22 protein-coding genes are annotated in these 22,738 nt (G+C 68.2%); 11 read left to right on the forward strand and 11 right to left on the reverse strand.

Annotation, left to right across the window (positions count from 1 at the left end; all coding sequences use genetic code 11):
* Together ACOJVU_RS19130 and ACOJVU_RS19135 are read right to left on the reverse strand one after the other, a co-directional pair.
* Positions 1-1,448, reverse strand: a 1,448-nt coding sequence (locus tag ACOJVU_RS19130) for a PPE family protein (protein ID WP_421531213.1), incomplete at its 3' end; no start/stop codon positions are given.
* A gap of 139 nt (positions 1,449-1,587) precedes the next feature.
* Positions 1,588-3,363 (reverse strand): PPE domain-containing protein, encoded by a 1,776-nt coding sequence (locus ACOJVU_RS19135; protein WP_421531233.1) that lies wholly within the window; start codon positions 3,361-3,363, stop codon positions 1,588-1,590.
* Between the two features lie 149 nt (positions 3,364-3,512).
* Here ACOJVU_RS19135 and ACOJVU_RS19140 point away from each other — a divergent pair, with 149 nt between their 5' ends.
* The gene (locus tag ACOJVU_RS19140) at positions 3,513-4,739 is read left to right on the forward strand and encodes a cupin domain-containing protein (RefSeq protein WP_421531214.1); all 1,227 of its coding nucleotides are present in this window, start codon (positions 3,513-3,515) and stop codon (positions 4,737-4,739) included.
* 13 nt (positions 4,740-4,752) lie between these two features.
* Complete coding sequence (locus tag ACOJVU_RS19145; protein ID WP_421531215.1) at positions 4,753-5,706, forward strand: hypothetical protein; 954 nt, start codon at positions 4,753-4,755, stop codon at positions 5,704-5,706.
* Here the strand turns inward: ACOJVU_RS19145 and ACOJVU_RS19150 are convergent.
* The gene (locus ACOJVU_RS19150; protein ID WP_421531216.1) at positions 5,696-6,604 is read right to left on the reverse strand and encodes a class I SAM-dependent methyltransferase; all 909 of its coding nucleotides are present in this window, start codon (positions 6,602-6,604) and stop codon (positions 5,696-5,698) included. The two genes, ACOJVU_RS19145 and ACOJVU_RS19150, sit on opposite strands and share 11 nt — an antisense overlap.
* Positions 6,605-6,677: 73 nt before the next feature.
* Between ACOJVU_RS19150 and ACOJVU_RS19155 the strand changes: the two genes are divergently transcribed.
* Positions 6,678-7,820, forward strand: a complete 1,143-nt coding sequence (locus ACOJVU_RS19155; protein WP_421531217.1) for a GTP-binding protein — start codon at positions 6,678-6,680, stop codon at positions 7,818-7,820.
* 84 nt (positions 7,821-7,904) lie between these two features.
* Here ACOJVU_RS19155 and ACOJVU_RS19160 read toward each other — a convergent pair whose 3' ends face one another.
* A complete protein-coding gene (locus tag ACOJVU_RS19160; protein ID WP_421531218.1) occupies positions 7,905-8,165 on the reverse strand; it encodes a type B 50S ribosomal protein L31 in 261 nt (86 codons plus the stop codon).
* Positions 8,165-9,361 carry a ribosome hibernation factor-recruiting GTPase MRF gene (gene mrf / locus ACOJVU_RS19165; RefSeq protein WP_421531219.1) on the reverse strand — a complete coding sequence of 399 codons (1,197 nt, stop codon included), beginning with the start codon at positions 9,359-9,361 and terminating at the stop codon, positions 8,165-8,167. The genes ACOJVU_RS19160 and mrf overlap by 1 nt, the downstream gene beginning before the upstream one ends.
* A 106-nt stretch (positions 9,362-9,467) precedes the next feature.
* Here mrf and rpmB point away from each other — a divergent pair, with 106 nt between their 5' ends.
* From rpmB to ACOJVU_RS19190, 5 genes are read left to right on the forward strand one after another with little or no spacing between them, the layout of a single operon-like run.
* Positions 9,468-9,704, forward strand: coding sequence for a 50S ribosomal protein L28 (gene rpmB, locus ACOJVU_RS19170; RefSeq protein WP_421531220.1), 237 nt, complete (start codon positions 9,468-9,470; stop codon positions 9,702-9,704).
* A complete protein-coding gene (gene rpmG, locus ACOJVU_RS19175; protein ID WP_421531221.1) occupies positions 9,704-9,868 on the forward strand; it encodes a 50S ribosomal protein L33 in 165 nt (54 codons plus the stop codon). The genes rpmB and rpmG overlap by 1 nt, the downstream gene beginning before the upstream one ends.
* A 2-nt stretch (positions 9,869-9,870) precedes the next feature.
* Complete coding sequence (gene rpsN, locus ACOJVU_RS19180; RefSeq protein ID WP_421531222.1) at positions 9,871-10,176, forward strand: 30S ribosomal protein S14; 306 nt, start codon at positions 9,871-9,873, stop codon at positions 10,174-10,176.
* Positions 10,173-10,442: a 30S ribosomal protein S18 gene (gene rpsR, locus ACOJVU_RS19185; RefSeq protein ID WP_421531223.1), complete on the forward strand. Its 270-nt coding sequence runs from the start codon at positions 10,173-10,175 to the stop codon at positions 10,440-10,442. Before rpsN ends, rpsR begins: the two co-directional genes overlap by 4 nt.
* Complete coding sequence (locus tag ACOJVU_RS19190) at positions 10,439-10,828, forward strand: hypothetical protein (RefSeq protein ID WP_421531224.1); 390 nt, start codon at positions 10,439-10,441, stop codon at positions 10,826-10,828. The genes rpsR and ACOJVU_RS19190 overlap by 4 nt, the downstream gene beginning before the upstream one ends.
* Before the next feature lie 18 nt (positions 10,829-10,846).
* Here ACOJVU_RS19190 and ACOJVU_RS19195 read toward each other — a convergent pair whose 3' ends face one another.
* The 4 genes from ACOJVU_RS19195 to ACOJVU_RS19210 form a co-directional block, all read right to left on the reverse strand.
* A complete protein-coding gene (locus ACOJVU_RS19195) occupies positions 10,847-11,572 on the reverse strand; it encodes a TIGR03943 family putative permease subunit (protein WP_421531225.1) in 726 nt (241 codons plus the stop codon).
* Positions 11,573-12,520, reverse strand: coding sequence for a permease (locus ACOJVU_RS19200; RefSeq protein ID WP_421531226.1), 948 nt, complete (start codon positions 12,518-12,520; stop codon positions 11,573-11,575).
* Between the two features lie 120 nt (positions 12,521-12,640).
* Positions 12,641-14,440 carry a PPE domain-containing protein gene (locus tag ACOJVU_RS19205; RefSeq protein WP_421531227.1) on the reverse strand — a complete coding sequence of 600 codons (1,800 nt, stop codon included), beginning with the start codon at positions 14,438-14,440 and terminating at the stop codon, positions 12,641-12,643.
* A gap of 425 nt (positions 14,441-14,865) precedes the next feature.
* On the reverse strand, positions 14,866-15,771 hold the full coding sequence (locus tag ACOJVU_RS19210) for an oxygenase MpaB family protein (RefSeq protein WP_421531228.1): 906 nt from the start codon (positions 15,769-15,771) through the stop codon (positions 14,866-14,868).
* Positions 15,772-15,868: 97 nt separating this feature from the next.
* Here ACOJVU_RS19210 and ACOJVU_RS19215 point away from each other — a divergent pair, with 97 nt between their 5' ends.
* The gene (locus tag ACOJVU_RS19215) at positions 15,869-16,621 is read left to right on the forward strand and encodes a TetR/AcrR family transcriptional regulator (protein WP_421531234.1); all 753 of its coding nucleotides are present in this window, start codon (positions 15,869-15,871) and stop codon (positions 16,619-16,621) included.
* A gap of 53 nt (positions 16,622-16,674) precedes the next feature.
* Here the strand turns inward: ACOJVU_RS19215 and ACOJVU_RS19220 are convergent, their stop codons facing one another.
* Entirely contained in the window at positions 16,675-17,256 is a 582-nt protein-coding gene (locus ACOJVU_RS19220; protein WP_421531229.1) for a VOC family protein, read from the reverse strand.
* A gap of 268 nt (positions 17,257-17,524) precedes the next feature.
* On the opposite strand from ACOJVU_RS19220, the gene ACOJVU_RS19225 reads away from it, so the two are divergent.
* Together ACOJVU_RS19225 and ACOJVU_RS19230 are read left to right on the forward strand one after the other, a co-directional pair.
* The gene (locus ACOJVU_RS19225; RefSeq protein WP_421531230.1) at positions 17,525-18,655 is read left to right on the forward strand and encodes an alpha/beta hydrolase; all 1,131 of its coding nucleotides are present in this window, start codon (positions 17,525-17,527) and stop codon (positions 18,653-18,655) included.
* Between the two features lie 112 nt (positions 18,656-18,767).
* Positions 18,768-20,996, forward strand: a complete 2,229-nt coding sequence (locus ACOJVU_RS19230; protein ID WP_421531231.1) for an acyl-CoA dehydrogenase — start codon at positions 18,768-18,770, stop codon at positions 20,994-20,996.
* A gap of 9 nt (positions 20,997-21,005) precedes the next feature.
* On the opposite strand, the gene fadD2 is transcribed toward ACOJVU_RS19230, so the two are convergent.
* Positions 21,006-22,685, reverse strand: coding sequence for a long-chain-fatty-acid--CoA ligase FadD2 (gene fadD2 / locus ACOJVU_RS19235; protein ID WP_421531232.1), 1,680 nt, complete (start codon positions 22,683-22,685; stop codon positions 21,006-21,008).
* Positions 22,686-22,738 lie beyond the last annotated feature (53 nt).

The raw sequence follows: 22,738 nt of genomic DNA on the forward strand, positions 1-22,738 counted from the left end.
GGACCGCCACCGAATCCGTCGCCGGCCAGCGCGGCCAGCCCGCCCGCTTGCGCGGCGGCGCCGGACGGCGCCGCGCCGGCGAAACCCAGCGTCCCCGCGCCCCGACCGGACACCGCGGCACGCTCCTCTTCGGTGCCTGCCTCCGGACCGTCCGGCTCCTGGCCCAGGAACTCGTAGCGGTAACCGTGATCGGGGCTCTTCATCGCCGCCCGCCTTCCCTGGCGCGACTTCTCCCGCCGCTGCGCCACGGCCCCGGCGGCGGCACCGACCGCGGCGGCCTCGGGCTCGGGGGCCTTCCGCCGTGCGTCGGACCCCATTCCGGTGCCGGCGCCCGTCCGCGGACCGCCGATGAGGTAGGGAAAGCCGCCGCCACCGACACCGGTCGGTGGCGGTGCCGGTGGCGGGCCGCCCGCCGGGGCGGGTGCCGGTACGGCCGCGGGAGCCGAAGCCGGGGTCGGTGTCGGTGTCGCGGCCGGGGCGGCGCTCACGGCCGGGGCGGTGCCGGCCGCCGCAGCGCCGGGTGCCTGCGGAACCGCTGTGGCAGGCACCGCAGGTGTCACGTCGAGGTCGACCTGCGGCACACCTCCCAGGCCGACGCCCACGCCGACCGCAAGACCCGGGTTGACAATAGGCAAAACGGCCGCAAGCGCGTTGATCTCGGGGAAGAACGCTTCGTAGGCCTCCGCCGCGTGGCCCACCTCGTCGGCGATCAACCCCGGAATGTCCGACTCCAGCTGCGCTGTCGCCAAGGAGGGATTCTGCGGGAATTCCAGCGCGTCGCGCTCCAGGGTCTGTGGGACCTCGAGAAACCGATTCACCCACCAGCTCAGGTCGTACGGGTCGCCGGAGTCGTTGTCGACGATGTCCTGCACACCGCCGCCGGTGTCGCTGCTGTCACTGCTCTGGGGCGTTTTCACGATGCGCGGCGGCGGTATGGTGTGCGGCGCCGTGGCCACCGCCACGGAAGACGTCAAATGATACTGGGCCATCGTCGTGGCCGCCTGGATCCACATCCACACGTACTCGGCCTCGTTGAGGGCGAGGGGAATGGTGTTGATCCCGAAGAAGTTCGTCGCCGTCAACGCCGCATGCGCCGCGTGGTTTGCGGCCAGCTCCACCGGAGTCGGCATCGCCGCCAGCGCGGCGGTGTAGGCGCCGGCCGCCGTCTCGTGCTCGGCGGCCGCGGCCGCGCTGTCAGCGCCGGCTTGCATCAGCCAGATCAGGTAGGGCACGTGCGCGACCACGTACTGTTCGGCGGTGGGCCCCTCCCACGCCCCGGCCTGCACCGCCGCCAGAATCGCGCTGAGCCCTTCTGCGACCGATGTATAGGCCTCGCTCAACGATTTCCACGCCCCGGCCGCGGCCAGTAATCCGCCGGACCCGGGACCGCTGCTCAGCAACGCGGAATGGACCTCCGGCGGCGACGCCATCCAGACCGGCGTGGTCACTGTGCCGCTTCCGTCGGCGAAAGCGGCATGCGATCAGCTCCTTGGATGTCAGATCGACGACCACCCGGGCTGGGGGCGGACGCGGTAAGCAGGCCTGGAGTAGGTCGGTGGCCGACGGGCAAAAGTTCCATCATGCCGATCAGTCGGTGCCCGTCTCGGTGGCGATCGGCCCGGGCCCGAGGATGCCGACTTGGTAGTTGCCCTGGTTGAAAGCACCCGCATCGTAGGTGCCCGAGTTGGAAAGTCCGGTGTTGTCGCTACCCGAGAGCCCGAGCCCGGAGTTGTAGGAACCGGTGTCGGCGATGCCGACGTTGTCGTAATCCCGGTTGAAAAAGCCCGAATTGGAGCCGCCGGTGTTGAACATCCCCGACTGCACGTCGCCCGTGTTGAACGAGCCGGCGCTTTGCGAGCCATGATTCAGCAGCCCCGACGACGCGTTGCCCGTGTTGAAGAAGCCCGAGGATCCGGTTCCGGAGTTGCCGTAGCCCGAACTCGCGACCACCCCGGCCAGGTCGGCCGATTGACCGATCCCGGTGTCCAATGTGCCCGAATCGAACAGGCCCGTGTTGCTGTCACCGGAGTTGAACCAGCCCGTGTTCACATTGCCCGAGTTGAAGCTTCCGGTGTTGGAACCCACGCCTGCCGGCACTGTCGCGCCGCCCGAGTAGTCGAACGTGCCCCCACCGGAGTCGAAGTCGCCGGCGTTGAAAAGACCCGCATCGGCGAACCCCACATTGCCGCTGCCCGCATCCCAGAAACCCGTATTTCCCGCACCGGCGTTTCCGAACCCGAAGTCGAGATCCGCCGCGTTGCCGAAACCGGAGTTGAAGCTCCCACCGTTCCAGAGGCCCGTATTGGTATCGCCCGAGTTTCCGAAACCGAAATTGCCGTCACCGGAGTTGACGATGCCGAAGTTGCCGTTCCCGGAGTTGAAGAATCCGATGTTGTCGCTACCTGAATTCCCCACGCCGAGATTTCCCGGCCCGGAGTTCATCAACCCGGTGATGTTGATACCCACCTGATTGTTGCCGGTGAGCCCGAGACCGATGTCCCCGCTGCCGGTGTTGCCGAAGCCGATGTCATTGCAGCCGAGGTTGCCGAACCCGATATCGGAGTTGCCGCTGTTTCCGCTGCCGAAGTTGCCGGAGCCGAGGTTTCCGCTGCCGAAGTTGTGGCTGCCGTGGTTCCCGCCGCCCACGTTGAGACTGCCGATGTTGCCGCTGCCCAGATTGGTGTCACCGACATTCCCGCTCCCCAGATTGGTGCTGCCGTGGTTCCCGCCGCCCACGTTGAGACTGCCGATGTTGCCGCTGCCCAGATTGGTGTCACCGACATTCCCGCTGCCCAGGTTGGTGTCACCGATATTGCCGCTGCCCAGGTTCCAGTTGCCCAGGTTGCCCAGCCCGGTGTTCCACGACGGCAGTTGCGCGGCCGCCGCTGACACCTCCCCGTGGTAGCCCGCCATCGCAGCCACGTCGGCCGCCCACATCTGCTCGTACCGGGTCTCGGCGGCCGCGATCGACGGCGCGTTCTGCCCGAGAAAGTTCGACTGGAGCAGTTGCGCGAACTCCGTGCGATTGGCCGCCACCGCCGACGGATGCACCGTCGCCGTACGAGCGGCGTCGTAAGCACCGGCCACGGTGATGGCCGCAGCTGCCACCCCGTGGGCTCGACCGGCCGCCCCGTTCAGCCACGCGACATACGGGGAGGCTGCGGCCAGCATCGCCGTCGACGACGAGCCCTGCCAGTGCTGACCGGCCACTCCCGAAATCACCAGGGCAAACGCATCTGCAGCCGAACCCAATTCCGAACCCAATCCGCTCCAGGCCGCGGCCGCTTCCCGCAGGGGAATCGACCCCGCACCCGAGTACATCAACGCCGAATTGATCTCCGGCGGCAACGCCTGAAAAACCACCAGATGCCGGCCTTTCCCTCTCACCCCGCATGATCGTGCGCCAGCCTCACGCCACAGCCGTTCGCGCAATAGCCTTATATTGGTCGTCTGAACAGGGGCCGTAGTTCCGTGAGCGACTGGTCCGTACGGTCCTTGCGACGAGGGTGTGCGTGCGGCTCGCGCACGATGCCGGCACAGGTTTTGGGAGGCCGACCATCGAACCGTCGCTGACGTGGCTGATTGCCCCATTGACGGTGGAGTACTTCCGCCAGGAAATCTGGGCAAAGACCCATTGCCACGTCAACCGAAACTCCGCGGGCTACTTCGACCGCCTGCTGCCCGCCCCTTCGGCGGTCGAAGAACTTCTCGAGCTCTTTCGTGGCGACCCCTCGGCGGTTCGCCTGATCAGGGGGGAGGACAAGAAGAGTGGGCCCCAGAGCTACCGACTCGGCGACGGCGGGCTCGATCTCGCCGGCGTTCGCACGGACTTCGCCGACGGTTTCACGATCGTCCTGGACGGCGTGGAACGCTACGCACGTCCGATCGCGTCGCTGGCCCAATCCCTGGAGGTCGACCTGAACTTCCCGGTACAGGTGAACGCCTACATCACGCCGCCCGCATCGCGGGGACTCGTGCCGCACTACGACGACCATGACGTCGTGATCCTGCAGATTGACGGATCCAAGACCTGGCATCTGTTCGGCGACGTCCGCATACCGCCCCACCAGATGCAGAACCGCGACAAGACGGTGGGCGCCGAGGCTCTTCGGTCGCCCACCGATGTGCGTACGCGAGCCGGCGACGTGCTGTATCTGCCCCGCGGTCTGGTGCACGCCGCCGACGCCGGCGCGCAGCCTTCCGTGCACTTGACCGTCGGACTCCACGCGCCCACCGCACTCACCCTTGCCATCGGGGCCCTGCATTCGCTGAGCTTCCGCGACGACCGCCTCAATGCCCAGCTGCCGCCGCAGCACCTCGACGACCCGGAACTCAGCGGCGCGTTGGGTGTCCTGCTGCGTGACGCCATCACCGCCGTGGGGAACCCGGACGCCATCTCGGGAGGGCTCGACGCATTGGCGGATGTCTTGGTTCGCCGCGGCCGCTGCCCACCCGTGGGAGCGGTCGCCGACGCCATGGCGGTAGAAGGCCGGACCCGGGTAGGCAAGTACCGGCCGCTCTACGCGCGGGTCGCGCCGACGGCCGACGGCGTGACGTTGCAGTTTTCCCAACTGTCGATCGCCGCCCCCGCCGATCACGAAGCCGCACTGCGGTTCATGGCATCCAGCACGCAGCCTTTTCACGTGTGCGAACTGCCCGGGCTGCGTCTGGACCAACAAATCGTGCTGGCCCGAAGGCTCGTCACCAGCGGATTCCTCATCCGGCTGCCCGGCGATTGATCGAAGGCTTCCCATGGACTTCGCCGACCTGGCCCGCTGGACGCCCATCAGGCTTGACTTCTCCGGGGCCGCCCCGGCGGTCTACTGGGCCGACCTGTCCGCAGAGCGCTTCACCGAACCGTTCTTCGACCGGACCGTCAACCGCTGGGCGGCCGGCCCCACCGCCCGTCCGCTCGTGCGGACCGGACTCGATGCGCTGGCCGCGCTGGACGACGAGCCGTCACTGGAGCCGGCCGGCATGATCTTTCACCTGTCGCGGTGTGGGTCCACGCTGGTGTCCCGGCTGTTGGGCGTGCTGGCCGGCGTCGCCGTCGTCGCCGAGCCGGCACCGCTCAACACCCTCCTCGGGCTCGGTCCCGGCCGGCTCGACGACGCCACGTTGGTCCACCTGGTGCGGCTGCTGGTCCGGGCTCTCGGCCGCCGCCGGCATGCCGACGAACACCGGCTGGTGCTCAAAACCACCAGCTGGAACGTCCGCCGCCGTGCCGTGCTCGCCGCCGCCTTCCCCGACACGCCGTGGGTCTGGGTCCAGCGCGATCCGGCTCTGGTGCTCGCCTCGCTCCTTGCCGACCCGCCGGGCTGGCTCGGGCTGCGGGCTCACCCATTGCGCGCCGCGTGGCGATTCGGCCTGGATCCGGCCGCGGTACCGACCATGGGCCGCGCCGAGTTCGCCGCCCGGGCGCTCGGCGCGATGCTGGATGCGGCCGATGGCGATATGACTCGGCGCCTGTGCGTCGATCACGCCGAGCTGCCCGCCGCGGTCTGGGAGCGCGTCGGCCCGCATTTCGGCCTCGACATCGATACTGCGGCAATCGAACTCATGGCCGAAAAGTCTTTGTTCCACTCCAAGGACTCAGCGAAACGCGTCTTCGCGGCCGATCCTGCGAACCGCAGCCCGATCACCGACGAGATGCGGACGGCCGCCCAGCGATACGCCGAATCGGGTTACCGCGCGCTTACGCCTTGACGGCGCTGACCAGCGTGTTACGCACGAGCATGGACCCCGCATCGGTGTCCGGCCCGGGCACCGGGCGGCCGGCCTGCCGCAGGTAGTCGGCCAGCGAAACGCCACTCGCATTCCACCCCCGGTTGGCGAACCATTCGGTGGCCGGCGCGCAGCGCTCGTTGTAGACCAGTTGATAAAACGGGCGTTGCGCCTCGCCCGCATCCATCGCGGCCCGCTCCTGGTCACGCTTGGCCTCGAACTCCTGCTGGTCCAGCGGCGTGCCATCCTCGATGGCGGCATGGCTGCCGTGGCCGGCCAGGCCGTCGATGCCGGTGAACAACTGCTCCTGCGCGGCGGCCGGGAGATAGATCAGCAGTCCCTCGGCGATCCACGCCGAGGGCATGGCCGGATCGAAACCGCTGTCCCGCAGGGCCTGCGGCCAGTCCTCGCGCAGGTCGACCGCGATCTCGCGGCGCACCGCACGCGGTTGGGCACCCCGCTCGGCGAGCGCCGCGCGTTTGAAGTCGAGAACCTGCGGGCGGTCCAGTTCGAAGATCGTCGTCGCGGCCGGCCAGTCCAGGCGGTAGGCGCGGGAGTCCAGTCCCGCCGCCAGGATGACCACCTGCCGTACGCCCGCGCCGGCGGCCCGGCGGAAGTACTCGTCGAAGAATCTGGTGCGGGCGCCCTGGAAGTTGACGAAGTGCTCGCCGAAATCGGCCGTCTTGAGGTCGTGGTCGGGGGCGTTGCCGTCGAGTACGTCAGCCCAGCGGCCGCCGACAGCGCGGCAGAAGACTTCGGCAAACGGGTCGACGGCCAGCGGGTCGGGCTTCTGGGCTTCCAGCGCCCGCGCGGCCGCGACGAACAACGCCGTGGAGCCGACACTGGTTGTGATGTCCCAGGTATCACCTTCGCTACGCATTGATCCGACATTACGCCGATGGCCTGAGCCGAAATCGTCTTGCCAGCTTATTGAAAATGATTCTCATTAACGCATGCCGCGACGACACGTGCCCGCCGTCCCCGTAACCGTGCTGTCCGGATTCCTGGGAGCGGGGAAGACAACCCTGCTCAACCATGTGCTGGCCAACCGGGAGGGGCGGCGCGTCGCGGTGATCGTCAACGACATGAGCGAGGTCAACATCGACGCGGCACTGGTCGCCGGGGCGGGGCACCTGGACCGCACCGAGGAGAAGCTGGTCGAACTGACCAACGGCTGTATCTGCTGCACGCTGCGCGAAGACCTCATCGAGTCGGTCGCCCGGTTGGCATCGACGGGGCGTTTCGATTACCTGCTGATCGAGTCGACGGGGATCTCCGAACCCATGCCGGTCGCCGCCAGCTTCGGTTGGGAATTCGACGACGGATTCAGCTTGAGCCACGTCGCGCGACTCGACACCATGGTGACCGTCGTCGATGCATCGACGTTTCTGCGCGAGCTCGCACGCGGGGAAGCGCTGGCCGACCGCCACCTCGCGGCCGGGGAAGGCGACGTCCGCACCATCGCCGATCTGCTCGTGGACCAAGTGGAGTTCGCCGACGTGATTCTGCTGAATAAAACCGATCTGGTCAGCGCGAAAACCAATGCGACGGTGGCGGCGGTGCTGCGGCGTCTGAACCCGGCGGCCAAGATCGTGCCCACCGAGCACGGGCGGGTCGCGCTGTCAGAGGTGCTCGACACGGGCCTGTTCGACCCCGATCTCGCCGCCGAGTCACCGGGCTGGGCCGACGAGATCGCCGGCGGACACGTACCCGAGACCGAGGAATACGGGATCAGCAGCGTGACCTTCCAGGCGCGACGCCCGCTGCACCCGCAGCGCCTCAATGCGGCGCTGGAGCAGTTGCAGGGCCTGTTGCGCAGCAAGGGTTTCTGCTGGATCGCGAGCCGGCCCGACGTCGCGGCGATCTGGTCCCAAGCGGGGCCCAATCTGATGATCGAACCGGCGCAGTACTGGTCTACCGCCGACTTTCCGCCCGGTCAGGAAATCGTTTTCATCGGGGTCAAACTTGACCGCAACCGGGTACTAGAACTGATGCACGCGGCGCTGCTGACCGACAGCGAAATGGCCGAAGGCCCCCAGCGGTGGGTCGACTACGCCGATCCGCTGCCGTCGTGGAGCCTCGCCCACGCCCACTGAAATCCCACCGCTGGTGATTTCAGCCGCACGTCAGCCGATGAGATATGGCGGGCAAGCCTGCCGTCACCACCGGAATGAGAACACTCAGCGTTCGCGGTCGCCGTAGCGGCGCCGGAATTTCTCCACCTGCCCGGCACTGTCGACGATGCGGCGGTTGCCGGTCCAGAACGGGTGCGAGTCCGAGGAAATCTCGACGACGACGAGCGGATAGCTGTGCACTCCATCCGGTGTCTCCCATTCGATGGTGCGCGAACTGGTGACAGTAGACCGGGTCGGGAACATCGCCCCGGTGGTGGCGTCCTGAAAGACGACGGGATGGTAGTCGGGATGAATGTCTCGTTGCATCAGCGTTCTCCTTCTGGGCTGTGGTGCGCGGGGGTGTTGTCTTCGGCGGCTTCCGCCAGGTCCGTGCAGGGGTCTTCGTGCCACTCGCCGAACGGGTCGTCGTAACGGCCCCAGTCCCGCGCGGCGAACTCGTCGTCGGTGAGCAACGCGTCATGCAGGGCGCCGTGGATATCGGCGACGTCGGCGCCGCACACCAGGATGGTCATCGCGGTGTGCCGATCGCCGTGCTCGGCATCCCATCCCAGTTCGGCGAAGGCGCGTCGCTCCGGATCGATGCCGACACGCTCGGACGGCGTCAGGGCGGCCAGCCACCTGCCGGCCGAACTGACGCGCAGTCCGCCACCGGCGGATTCCAGCCACATCGCGTGGTCGGCCCGGGTGGCCAGCCAGATCCGCCCCCGGGTGCGGATCACACCGTCCAGCAGCAAGTCCAGACGGTCGTGCAACCGCTGCGGATGAAAGGGGCGTCGGGCGTTGAACTCGACCAGGCTGATCGGCCCCCGCGAATCCAGGGGAGGCTGCCCGGCCAGCAACGGACCGTGCGGGTCGTCACCGCGGCCGCGCCGCGCGTCACGGTACAAGCTGTTCAGCGCGTCCTCGATACCGTCGGCACCCACGCAGATGCGTGCGCGCGGCGCGAGCCGGCGCAACACCGACGCGACGAAGGGGTCGGCCCGGTTGAGCACGGCCACATCGGCGAATTCGCCCTGACCGACCACCACCTGCGCTTGAGTGCGACCGTCGGGGAGGTCCGCCTCACCGAGTGCTTGATTCAGCCACTCCGCCGAGTCGACGCAGGTGACCACCGCGGCGATCGACACGTCCAGGGCCGCGGGCCCGTCGACGTAGCCGGGCCCGACGCGGACGCGAACGTGGTTGATGGCCATGCAGATCGGTTCCGGCTCCAGCCAGGGCGCAAGGTGAACCACGATGCGTTCCACACCGGCGCGACGGTGGAGTTGACGCAGCAACACCAGCAGATCGTTGCGGATTGTGCACGACACGCAGCCGTGCGCGAGTTCCAGACCGCATTCGGCGGAACGCATCGCGCCGTCCCGCAACGTCATCAGGGTTCGCCGCACCACATGCCCGTCGAAACGATGCTCGACGACAGTGGTTCCGGGCATGCTCAGCAGCTCCCCGACGACCGAAGCGGTGTCTGTCTGGCCGGCGACCAGGATGACGGGCGTGCGCATCGTCCTCCTTAGTGAGAGTCATTTTCATTAACTCGCCTCGTACGGTACCGTGTTCGCCGAAGCTTGTCGAAAATCATTTTCATTAAGCGGTCGAGGAGGCTGCCCGGTGTCCACTCGTTGCCAAGTGACCGGCCGGATCCCAGGGTTCGGTAACGCGGTGTCGCATTCCCATCGCCGAACCCGCCGGCGCTGGTCACCCAACGTCCAGCTCAAGACGTATCACCTCGCCTCGGAAGGCCGTCGAATTCGGCTGCGGGTCAGCGCCAAGGGCATCAAGGTCATCGACCGCGACGGCATCGAGGCCGTCGTGGCCAGGCTGCGCCGAGAGGGGCAGCGGATCTGATGGCGGGCAACGAGATCCGCCCGATCGTCAAGCTGCGCTCCACTGCGGGCACCGGCTACACCTACGTGACCCGCAAGAACCGGCGCAGCGACCCGGACCGGCTGCTGCTGCGCAAGTACGACCCGGTGATCCGTCGGCACGTCGAATTCCGGGAGGAGCGCTGACCATGGCCAAGAAATCCAAGATCGTCAACAACGACCAGAGGCGCGCGGTGGTGGCACGATATGCCGAGCGCAGAGCCGAACTCAAAGAGATCATCCGCTCACCGTCGAGCACCGACGGGCAACGGGCCGCGGCGCAAACGGAATTGGCCAAACAGCCGCGCGACGCCAGCGCCGTGCGGTTACGCAACCGCGACGCCGTCGACGGGCGCCCGCGTGGACATCTGCGCAAATTCGGACTCTCCAGAGTGCGGGTTCGCGAACTCGCTCATGCCGGGCAGCTGCCCGGAGTGCGGAAGGCGAGCTGGTGACGGCCAACAAGCCTCGGCGTCCGCGTCGCCCTGTTCAGGCGGGCACCCGGTCCGCCAAGAAGAACCTGCTCGCCGGCCTCGAATTCACCGTCGTCGACTACAAGGACACCGCCACTCTGCGGGTATTCATCTCCGAGCGGGGCAAGATCCGCTCCCGCCAGGTCACCGGCCTGACCGTCCGACAGCAACGTCAGGTCGCGACGGCCATCAAGAACGCCCGCGAAATGGCGCTGCTGCCCTATCCCGGACAGGGCGTCACCCGGTGACGCCCGCACCCCGGGGTACCGACCGCCCGTTCACGGTGATCGTCTGCGCCGACTGCGGAAGCGGGCACGCACTCTCGGTGGTCGACGAACTGCGGCCCTCCATCCGTCGCTGCCCGCATGGCGTGCTCGTCTCCGCCGCCTGCATGCTGGGACCGATGACCTGCGCGGCGCGGCCGGCCGGATGCGGCGTCATGGCGCTTCTCCAGCCCTGCACGAGCGCCCGGGACGCCTGCAGACCGCCGCAGTGGATCGGCCCCATCACCAGCCATGCCCAGGCGGCGGCCCTGCGAGATTGGCTGGAGTCAGGCGAATGGGAAAGCACGCCGCTGCCGGCGCGGCTCGGCGGATTTGCGGCGTGGGCCAAAAACTCGAGTTCCCGCAACTGAGGTGGCCGCCGAGCATTGTCAGCGAGGATAGGCGTAGGGGTTCGCAGGGGCGTCGACGCGGGCGAGCCGGGTGACCTGCAGCGTCGGGATCGTATCTGGATTGTGTTGGCGGGCAGCTGGTGTCACCACACCCTGGACCCGAATCCAGGTGTTCTCGGGTAGTCCGCGGGCACCGGCGGCAGCCGGTCCGCTCAGATGGATACGGGCCAACTGCGCGTCGGCGGCGCAGCAGACGATGACGACGCGTCCCAGGTCCACACCGCGGGCCTCGTCGAGGACGAAGCCGGTCACGGTGATCCGACGGTTCCGCAACGAGCCGGTGGTGTCGTGCGCCGCACGCATCAGCACCTCCGGCAGCGGCACTTCGGGCGCAGGGCCGGGCGGCAGCGGCGGAAAGGGGCGATCGCGACGGTGATCGACCGCCTGCGTCGCGGCGGGATGAGCGGCCGTGGGTCGCAGTGCCGGTGGCGTCACGAAGATCAGCACCACCACGGGAAGCACGAGCAGCCAGGCTGTGCCGGCCCGATGGGAACGTCCCTGGCCGTGATGCCCGATCCGCGGTCCGCCGCGGCGCACGTCGGCGACGATCGCCGTGAGCGCCAGACCGGCGAGCAGTGCCACCGACGCGACCAGCCAGGGCAGTAGTCCGGGCTTGACGTATCGGGTGAACACGTCCCACACCAAGGTCATGGCCACGGCGACAGCCAGCAACAGCAGGACGGCGTTCTCGGTCTCTCGGCTCATTCACCCGCCGAGCACCAACAGACCCACGGCACACGCGCTCGCCGTCGCGACCACCAACGTGCAGGGCGCGAAGCGCACCGCAAAGGAACGGCCGAACATTCCCGCCTGCATCGCGAAGAGCTTGATGTCGACCGCCGGCCCCACCACCAAGAACACCAGGCGGGGCAGCAGCGGCACCATCGTCATGCCGGCGGCGACAAAGGCGTCGGCCTCCGAACACAGAGCCAGCACCACAGCAAGGACGGCCATCAGCGCCACCCCGAGGATCTGGTCTGCCGCCGGGTGGGTGAACAGCCAGGAAGGAGCGAGCACGTGGAGCAGTGCCGCCGCGCCGGCACCCAACACCAGATAGGACGCAGCGTGCAGGAAGTCGTGGCGCGCCGCCTCGGCGAACACGACCCGACGTGACTCGGTCCGGACGCTGGGAGCGCTCAGCCCGCGGGTGACCCACCCCGGCCGGCCCCACCGCGACCAGGTCCAGCCCATGATCACCGCGGTCAGCAGCGACGCCCCCAACCGCGCGAGGACCATTCGCGGCGCATCGGGAAACGCCACCGCGGTGGCGACGAGGACCACCGGGTTGATCGCCGGCGCAGCCAGCATGAAGGTCAGCGCCGCGGCTCCCGTGGCCCCGCCGTCGCCGAACAGTCGCCGCGCCACCGGCACCGACCCGCATTCGCATCCGGGCAGTGCCGCACCGCCCACGCCGGCGACCAACACCGCCACCGCGGGCCGGCGCGGCAGCCAGTGCGCCAGCCGTTCCGGCGACACGAACACCGCGATCAGCCCACTGACCGACACGCCGAGCGCGAGAAACGGAAGCGCCTGCAGGAACACGCCGCAGAATACGGTGCCCGCCGTCGACAGGGCTGCGCTGCTCAGGACCACATGACGCAGCACCGCCGCCGACAACGCGCACACCAGCAGAATGCCGACCAGCAACTCCATAGACCCGACATGGCGCCCCGACTCAGACCTCAGCGTGGCCCCCATTTCATCGACGGGGCGCAACCCCTCGGAGGCTGCGAACATCTCGTCGCGCGCAACGTCCGCGCCGACGGGCTAGGGCTAGTCATCGCGCCGGTCCCCGGCCGCCGGGCCGTCACCGTCGAGGTGGCCGTCCAGATCCCAGGTGCCCGGCAGCATCGGCGTCGTCGGGCCACCGCCGAAATCGTCACCGTCCAGCGTGGCCAGTCCCGCGGCCGCGGCGGCCGTGCCGGTGTGCGCCGTGGCGGGTAACCCGATGTCACCGGCACCCCGATCCGAGGGGATGGCCCCGCCACTCGACGGCGCATCCCAGGCCGGTACGACGCCGAAGTCCATGTCCAGGTACTCGTTGCCATGGCCGCGTTGCTTCGCCCGCCGGCGGCGCCGCGCGCGCGCCGCGTCCCGGGGCGCGGCGGCAGCCACTGCCGCCGCGCTGTCAGGCTGTGGCGCTGTGCTTTTCGCGCTCGAACTCGCCCGCGCGCTGGCCCCCGAACCGAACCCGATGCCCGGCGGCACCGCATACGGGGGAACGAAACCCACCGGGGGTGCGGCCGGCGTTGGCGGTGTCGGCGCGGCGCCCGGCGGTGCCGGAGGTGTCGAGGGTGTGGGCGCCGGCGCCGGTGTCGAGGCGGTGGCCACCGACGCGGCGATCGTCGGGGCCACGGGGGCAGCCGGCAGCAGTGCGAACGCAGCCGGTGGCGCCGCGGGCACGACGGCCGCGACCGGATGAAGGGCAGCCAGCCCCGCCATACCTCCGAGGCCGCCCAGGGGGGAGATGGCGGGGAGAGCCGCAAGCGCCACCGCCGGGTTGCTGACCGCATAGGCGATGACTTCTTCGATGTGAGTCGGGATGTCGAAGAACAGCCAGCTGCCGAGCCACTGGAAGGCTTCCACCGGGTTTTGCGTCAGGTCGACCAGGAAATTCTGGAAGTCCTCGAACAATTCGAGGCTGCGGGCGATCCAGTACATCACCTGCCCGGGGTTTGCGTAACTGTCGTAATCCAATCCGTTGATCGTGCCCGCCGCCGGATTCCAATTGACGCCGAAATGCTGCAAGATCCAGGCGATCACATTGTCGAACGGAAGATCGACCGTCGGGTCGTGCGCGACCTCGGTGTTCGAGATACCGACGCTCTGCAGAATATTCTGGAACCACTGCGGGAGGCCGAGCGGGTTGTCGCTCTGGATGTTGGTGTACAGAATCTTCAGTATTTCTTGCTGGACCCCCAAGATTTTCTGCAGGAACTGGTTGATCTGCTGCACGACTCCTTGGAGGAAATGCACGACGTGTTGTACCAATCCTTGCAACGGATCCGAAGCCGCCGACGGGGTTTGCACGTCGGATTTCAGGATCCGCGGCGCCGGGGTGGTCCGCGGCGCCGACGCCAGCGCCGTGGTCGAGACCGCGTGATAGGCGCTCATCGTGGTCGCAGCCTGGATCCACATTCGCGCGTAGTCGGCCTCGTTCAGCGCTATCGGGATCGTGTTGACCCCGAAGAAATTGGTCGCCACCAGCGCGCCGTGGACGGCATGGTTGGTGGCGAGTTCGGCCAGGGTCGGCATGGCCGCCAACGCGGTGGTGTAGGCCGCCGCCACCGATTCGTGCTCGGCGGCCATCGCCGCGCTGTTCACACCGGCCTGTGCCAGCCACGCCAGATACGGGCCGTGCGCCCCGATGCAGGACTCGGCGCTCGGCCCTTCCCACGCACCGGCCTGCACCGAGCCCAACAGCGCCGCGAGTTCTTCTGCCGCCGAAGCGTATTCGGCGCTGAGCGCATTCCATGCCACTGCCGCCGCCAACAGGGCGCCCGGCCCCGGCCCGCTGCTCAACAGGGCCGAGTGCACCTCCGGCGGTGACGCCATCCAGATCGGTGCCGTCATTGCCACCCTGCCGCGGAAACCGGACGCTCCCACCTGCAGCGCACGGTCATCCCAGCAACCCCTTCCCGATAATCACCCTGCAGCTTAGTGAAAACGGTTATCGTTAACAACTAAGCTAAGTGGTGGTGCCCGTTAATTGGTCGGGCCCGTTCGCTGAGGTGCCGAGACTGCGGTGGCGGCGACGTCAAGGCGCGCGAAAAAGGGAGCGCTGAACGCAGTCTCGACGCCGCCAGCGCAGACTCGGCACCAGCGGCGTCTGGTAATAACCCCCGACGAACTTACGGGCGGGACCACGAACTGACGGGCGAAATCATCAAGGGTTGCGGCGGGATGCCGATTCGGACGCCGAGCAGCGGTGATGTGGATCGCGCGCCGGGACTGTCATCCTGCGCACGGCGGTGTCGATCTCCGATGAGCTACGCGGGTCAGACCAGCGGCCGGCCCGTCCTGATCCGGCGGTCGACGTCCCACAGCAACACATTGAACGGAAACCGCCGGACAAACGGCGGCATCATGCGGTTCACCCCGCCCAGCACGCCCATCAGCCGGTCGAACCGGCGCTGCTTGCCCGCGTCCCAGGGCAGCCGCATCTCGTCGCGGAACCGCCGAGGCAGGAAGCCGGTGGTGATCAGCAGCGCCAGGTTGTCCGCGATCCGCTGCAGCGGGCCCGGCAGCAGCACACCTCGCACACGGCCCGCGGCAATCGGGAGCAGGTAGTCACGTACCGCGTCGTCGATGTGCACCCGGGCCAGCGACTCCTGCCAGTACCGGTCGAAGGCGGCGCGGTCAGTCGGCCACATCTGCGGCGGCACCTGCAAAGTGGTCGCCAGCGTCATACCCTCGCGGTAATGACGATCGGCATCGCGCTCGTCGAGTTCGCCGATGAAGGTGCGGTAGACGTCGAGCCCGCCCTTGTACAGACAGGCCCCCACCCACAGCTGCAGATCAACGTCGAAGGCGTTGTACTGCACCGGGCTTTCGGGGGCCGAGTACACCTGCGCATGCGCGCGGTTCACCGCACGGCGGAAGGCGTCCTTCTGCGTGTCGCTGCCCGCGGTGGCCACCGCGAGGTAGGTGAAGGTGGTGCGAGCCCGCTTGATCGGGTGCAGGTCCACCCGACCGTTTTCGACGCGGCTCTCCATCACCCCGTAGCCGACACCGGGCCTGGCCAGCTGCATGATCACGTTGGCCGGACCGGCGAGCAGCGCGACTCCCATCAGGCCCTCGTCCATCCCCGACCTCCGCCGCCGGGTGCGCTGCGGCCGGGGTGGGTCGGCAACCGCGCGTTCGACGTGCGGCGTCGCCAGGCGAACCGGCTGGTGGATCGCCATGGCCTGACCTCCCGCGGCGCCCGTCGCACCGAATGTGCGAACGTTTGTTTCCTGATATTGTCCGGGGCCTCGCCCGATGTCAACAGGGATGGTGCTCATGGCCGACGACGCCGAACCGTCGAGCGTGCGCCCCTACGGCGGTGTCGACGCAGCCGCGCGGGTGGCCGCCCGGCGGGCCCGGCTGCTGGCGGCCGGACTGGACCTGCTCGGCGCGCAGCGACAGGACATCCCGGCGCTGACCGTTCGGGGCGTATGCCGCCACGCGGGCCTGGCCGCCCGCTACTTCTACGAAAGCTTTGCCGACAAAGACGCTTTCGTCGGTAGCGTGTTCGATTGGGTGGTCGCCGACCTGGCCGCCACCACCCAGGCGGCGGTGACGGTGGTACCGGCGCACGAGCAGACCCGGGCCGGGATGGCCAACATCGTGGGTGCCATCGCCGGCGACGCCCGCATCGGGCGTCTGCTGTTCAGCGCCCAGCTGGCCGATCCGCTGGTGGTGCGAAAACGCGCCGACTCCCGCGCGCTGTTCGCCATGCTGTCGGGGCGGCACGTCGGCGATGCGCTGCGCGTCCCTGCCAACGATCGCATCGCGGCCGCTGCACACTTCGTCGTCGGCGGGGTCGGGCAGACGATCAGCGCATGGCTGTCCGGCGACGTCCGGCTCGAGCCGGACGAGCTCGTCGACCAGCTGGCGTCGCTGCTCGACGAACTCGCCGAGCCCGACCTGTACCGGCCCCCCTGCCAGCCCCCCTGCCAGCCCAAGCAAACAGTCACCTCAGTGACAGAGGAGGAGTTCCGGCAACAAGGGAAAGTCGTCGCAGCGTCCCTGGGTCCAGCCGCGACGACATAACCCACACCGGCCCCTGTCCTTGGACAGCCCGCGAAGTCGCCGGTTATCACCGGTCAGCGGCCGGCGCCCACCGGAGGTCGGCGGTCGGCCGCGGTCCGCGGCACGGCCTGGGCGTCGCCCGCACCGAATTCCTTGACCCAGCAGGCGAATTCGAGCGTAATACCATCGGGGTCCTGGAAATAGAAGGAGCGGACGTAGACCCCCGGATGCACCGTCGCCGACACCTGGCGCTCGCTCTCGTCGTGGTTGAGTACGGGGCCGACCCGAACCCCCTTGTCCTTCAGGCGCTGCCGGTAGGCGTCGAACTTCTCGGCCGGTACGTGAAACGCCAGGTGGTTCATGCTGCTCACCGCGCTGGTGATGTCCCCGATGCCCGGGACGGCAACCGGGGCCGAGATACCCGGGACCCGGTCCGGGGCTTCGGCGAACCAGAAGAACGCGACGCAGTCGCCGTTGCCGGCGTCGAAGAAGAAGTGCTGCCCCCGCCCGTCGGGCAGATCGAGGGACTTGGTCAGCGGCATGCCCAGGATATTGCCGTAGAAGTCCACGGTGCGCGCCATGTCCGAACACACCAGCGCGACATGGTTGATACCGCCGATTTCGAATTCGCCGTTGGTGTTGTGCGGCTTGATCATCGTGCGGCTCCCTCGTTCCTCTGCGTTGAGGTCCTGGCCAGGATCGGGATCTGAATCTAACATCGCATTCGGCATTGTTCCAGGGGAGGTGGCGCCGATGTCGACCGTGGCCGGCACGGGCCGACAAACGCAAGTCGGGGTCGACCGAGGCGGCTCGCCGAGAGCGTCCGCGTGTCGCAGTGGGCGATGACCAAGGATGAATACGGCCGGTATCGGTCCGAGATATGCTCATCACCAATCGCTTTGATCGCCGAGGAGGGCCACGGTCATGACTCTTCCCAGCGCCGCGGGGATCATCCGCGAATTCGTCGGACTCCCGTCACCCACCGCTGGGCGCGCCGGGGCCGGCGGCCATCCGTGCCAGGGGCTCTATTATCGCGGCAAGGGGCCCAAGCCCCGGGTGGCCATGATCGCCACCCACTACCAGATCGACTTCTCCGAACATTATCTGGCCGAATACATGGCCACCAGCGGGATCGGATTCCTGGGCTGGAACACCCGGTTTCGCGGATTCGAGACCAGCTTCATGCTCGACCACGCGCTGGTCGACATCGGCGTCGGCGTCCGCTGGCTGCGCGAGGCGCAGGGGGTGGAAGCCATTGTACTGCTTGGTAATTCTGGTGGAGGTTCGCTGATGGCGGCCTATGAGTCGCAGGCCGTCGAACCCAATGTCACACCATGGGACGGTATGCGGCCCGCGGCGGGCGTGACGGAGTTGCCGCCGGCCGACGGATACGTCGCCACCGCAGCCCACCCCGGACGCCCGGAGGTGCTCACCGCCTGGATGGACGCCGCGGTCGTCGACGAAAAGGACCCGGTCGCGACCGATCCCGATCTCGACCTGTTCGACGAGCGCAACGGGCCCCCGTACTCGCCGGAGTTCGTCGCCCGCTATCGCTCGGCGCAAACCGCACGCAACCATGCCATCACCGACTGGGCCGAGACGGAACTCAAACGCGTTCGTGCGGCCGGTTTTTCCGATCGACCGTTCGCCGTCACGCGGACCTGGGCGGATCCACGCATGGTCGATCCCGGCATCGAACCCAACAAGCGGGCACCGAACTCGTGTTATGCCGGCGTCCCTGCCAAGGCCAATCGCTCCGCGCACGGCATCGCCGCGGCCTGCACGCTGCGCAACTGGTTGGGCATGTGGAGTCTGCGGACCGCGCAGACCCGCGCCGAACCGCACCTGGCCCGCATCACCTGTCCGGCGCTGGTGATCAACGCCGAAGCCGACACCGGGGTTTTCCCCTCCGCTGCCCAGCGCATCCACGATGCGCTGGGCAGCGCCGACAAAGCGCGCGCCTCGGTCGACAGCGACCACTACTTCACCACTCCGGGCGCCCGCAGCGAGCAGGCCGACATCATCGCCGGGTGGATCGCCCAGCGATGGCGTTGAGCGTCCCCACCCCGCCGGTGACTAGATTGAGGGATGGTTGGCCGTAACCCGCGAGGGAATCCCTCACCACGAGATTCGAGCAGAAGCCCAGCAAGGCAATGGAAGGCGCGCAATGCCGATCGCGATAACTCCTGAGCACCGAGAACTGGCCGATTCGGTGCGATCCCTGGTAGCGCGGGTGGCGCCGTCCGAGGTCCTGCACGAGGCCCTGGAGACGACACCCGAGTCGCCTCTGCAAAATCCGCCGCCGTACTGGCGGGCCGCGGCCGAGCAGGGCCTGCACGGTGTGCATCTGGCCGAGTCGGTCGGCGGACAGGGGTTCGGCATCCTCGAGTTGGCCGTAGTCCTCGCCGAGTTCGGCTACGGCGCGGTGCCCGGCCCGTTCGTGCCTTCCGCGATCGCGGGCGCGCTGATCTCCGCGCATGATCCCGAGGCCGAAGTCCTCTCCGAACTGGCGTCCGGTGAGGTCATCGCCGCCTACGCGCTCGATTCCGGGCTGACCGCGACCCGGCACGGCCCGAACAACGACGCGCTGGTGATCCGCGGCGAGGTCCGTGCCGTGCCGGCGGCCGCTCAGGCCTCCGTGCTGGTCCTGCCGGTGGCGATCGACAGCGGCGACGAGTGGGTGGTGCTGCGGGCCGACCAGCTCGAGATCGTGCCGGTCAAGAGTGTCGACCCGCTGCGCCCTGTCGCCCACGTGCGGGCCAACGCCGTCGAGATCGGCGAACACGCCGTGCTGGGCAATCTGGGCATGGCCACCGCGCACGCGCTGATGTCGACCCTGCTGTCCGCGGAGGCCGTCGGCGTGGCGCGCTGGGCCACAGACACGGCGTCGGCGTACGCCAAGATCCGTGAGCAGTTCGGCCGTCCGATCGGCCAGTTCCAGGCCATCAAGCACAAGTGCGCGGAGATGACCGCCGACACCGAGCGGGCGACCGCAGCGGTGTGGGATGCCGCCCGCGCCCTGGACGAGGCACGCGACGCCGGCGAAAAAGGTTGGGACATTGCGGCGGCCCACGTCGAGTTCGCCGCCGCGGTCGCGGCCACCCTGGCGCCGGCGGCGGCTCAGCGTTGCGCACAGGATTGCATCCAGGTGCACGGCGGCATCGGCTTCACCTGGGAACACGACACCAACGTCTATTACCGCCGGTCGCTGATGCTGGCGGCCTGCTTCGGGCGCCGGACCGAATACCCGCAAAAGGTCGTGGACGCCGCGACCGCCACGGGCATGCGCCCGGTGGACATCGACCTGGACCCCGAGACCGAGAAGCTGCGGGACGAGATCCGGGCCGAGGTCGCCGCGCTCAAGGCGATGGACCGCGAGCAGCGCCGGGTCGCGATCGCCGAAGCCGGCTGGGTGCTGCCGTACCTGCCCAAGCCGTGGGGCCGGGCGGCCAGCCCGGTCGAGCAGGTCATCATCGCGCAGGAATTCAGCGCCGGGCGGGTCCGGCGGCCGCAGGTCGGGATCGCCGCGTGGATCGTCCCCTCCATCGTGGCGTTCGGCACCGACGTGCAGAAGCAACGGTTTTTGCCGCCGACTTTCCGGGGCGACATGATCTGGTGTCAGCTGTTCTCAGAGCCGGGCGCCGGGTCGGACCTTGCGGGGTTGTCCACCAAGGCGACACGCACCGAAGGGGGATGGCGCGTCACCGGCCAGAAGATCTGGACCACCGCCGCACAGCTCTCGCAGTGGGGCGCGCTGCTGGCCCGGACCGACCCGAATGCCCCGAAGCACAACGGCATCACCTACTTCCTGCTGGACATGGAGAGCGAAGGCGTCACGGTCACCCCGCTGCGCGAGCTCACCGGCAACGCGCTGTTCAACACGGTGTACATCGACGACGTGTTCGTGCCGGACGAGTGTGTGCTCGGCGAGGTCAACCGCGGCTGGGAGGTCAGCCGCAACACCTTGACGGCGGAGCGGGTTTCGCTGGGCAGCAGCGACGCGAACTTCCTGGCGAGCCTGCCCGAGTTCGTCGACTTCGTGCGCGAGGGCCAGTTCGACCAGGTCGGCCGGCACCGCGCCGGCCAGTTGATCGCCGAGGGTCATGCCGCCAAGGTGCTCAACCTGCGCTCGACACTGCTGACCCTGGCGGGTGGTGATGCGATGCCGTCGGCGGCGATATCCAAGCTGTTGTCGATGCGCACCGGCCAGGGTTATGCCGAATTCGCGGTGTCGTCGTTCGGCACCGACGCCGCGATCGGCGACACCGCCGAGCTGCCGGGCAAGTGGGACGAGTACCTGCTGGCCAGCCGGGCCACCACCATCTACGGCGGCACCTCGGAGGTGCAGCTCAACATCATCGCCGAAAGGTTGCTGGGACTGCCGCGGGATCCCTAGGCAGGGGCCTCAGTCGACCTGCATTTCGCGCAGTTCACGTTTGAGGATCTTGCCCGTGGGGTTGCGCGGCAGCTCCCGCAGGAACAGCACCTCGCGCGGCACCTTGTAGCGCGCCAGGTGGTCGCGCACGTATGCCTTGATGGTGTCCTCGTCGAGACTGGCGCCCTCCTTCGTCACCACGAAGGCGCGCAGCCGGTGGCCCCATTCCTTGTCCTCGACGCCGATCGCCGTCGCCTCCACCACGTCGGGATGGCCGCTGATCAGGTCCTCGACCTCGGCAGGAAAAACGTTCTCGCCACCGGAGACGATCATCTCGTCGTCTCGGCCGCTGACGTACAGCAGGCCGTACTCGTCGAAGTAGCCGACGTCTCCCGAGGACAGCAGGCCGTCGATGATCTGCTTGTTGCCGCCACCGGTGTAGCCCGAGAACGGGAAGGTGTTGCCGACGAAGATCCTGCCGATCTCGCCCTGCCGCAACTCGTTGCCGTTGTCGTCGTAGATCTTGACCTTCACACCCTTGACGACCGGTCCGACCGTCGCCGCGTTGCGTTCCAGGTCGTGCGGCCCGGCGATCGTGGCGAACGCGATCTCCGTCGAGCCGTACATGTTGTAGACGACCGGGCCCAGCTCCTTCAGCGCACGGGCCGCCAGTTCGGCACCCAGCTGGGACCCGGACACGAACACAATGCGAAGACTGGACAGGTCGGGCTTGGAGTCCATCTTCTCGATGGCGTCGAGAAGGCGCGACAGCATCACCGGGACCACCACCATGGCGGTCGCCCTGTGCTTCGCGACGTCCTCGAGCACCAGCTGCGGCTTGAACTTTCGGCGCAGCACCAGTGTCGACCCCAGGAACATCGCGATGGTGCCGTGGAGGAATCCGAGCGCGTGGAACATCGGGGCGGGCAGCGAGGTCACCTCGCCCGCCTTGAAGGGCACGTGCGACAGGATGCCGCCGATCGGCGCCAGCGTGGGCGGCGTGCTGCGGTTGGCGCCCTTGGGCGTGCCGGTCGTCCCGCTGGTCAAGATGATGATCGACGCGTGCTTGTCCGCCTTCGGGGCCGGCGCTGTGCTGCTGCGCGCGATCAACTCGGCCAGGGTTTCGTCGGTGCTGCCGGACGACTCGGCGGTATCCGGGTTGACACCGAGCGCCCGTAGCTTGCCCAGCGGCGGCTCGGCTTGGCTGACGGCTTTGGTGTACTCGTCGTCGTAGATGATGACCTTGGCGCCTTCGCGCTCGGCCACCTCTTTGATCTGCGGTCCGGAGAATTCGCTGTTGAGCAGGATGATGCGGGCACCCACCCGGGCGCACCCGAAGTAGGCGACCAGGAACCACCGATGGTTGCGGGCCAGCAGGGCGACACCGTTGCCGGCCTTGACGCCCTTGTCGATCAGGCCGCGGGCCACGGCGTGGGCCGCCTCGTCGAGCTCGCGGTAGGTGAACTCGCCGTCTTCGTCGATACACGCGGCGCGGTCAGGCGTGCGCCTGGCGTTGAGCGAAGGCAGCATGCCGAACTCGCCCCACTTGTAGATGTCGGCGGCCATCGCGGCGTAGTTCTGCGGCGGCTCCAGCCGAAACGCCCCCGACTCGATGATCCGCCGCAGATAGTGCAGTTCGGCTGAGCCACGTTCGAGGTACTGCTGAACTTTCGCCACGGTTTGCCCGGGCAGGCCGAGGAGATTAGGCATGACTTCACCATATGTGACGGCCGTCGCAATGCGACCGGAAAATCGGACCGAAT

This window comes from Mycobacterium sp. THU-M104 (genome assembly GCF_049197365.1).
In the GTDB taxonomy this organism is placed as follows: Bacteria; Actinomycetota; Actinomycetes; order Mycobacteriales; family Mycobacteriaceae; genus Mycobacterium.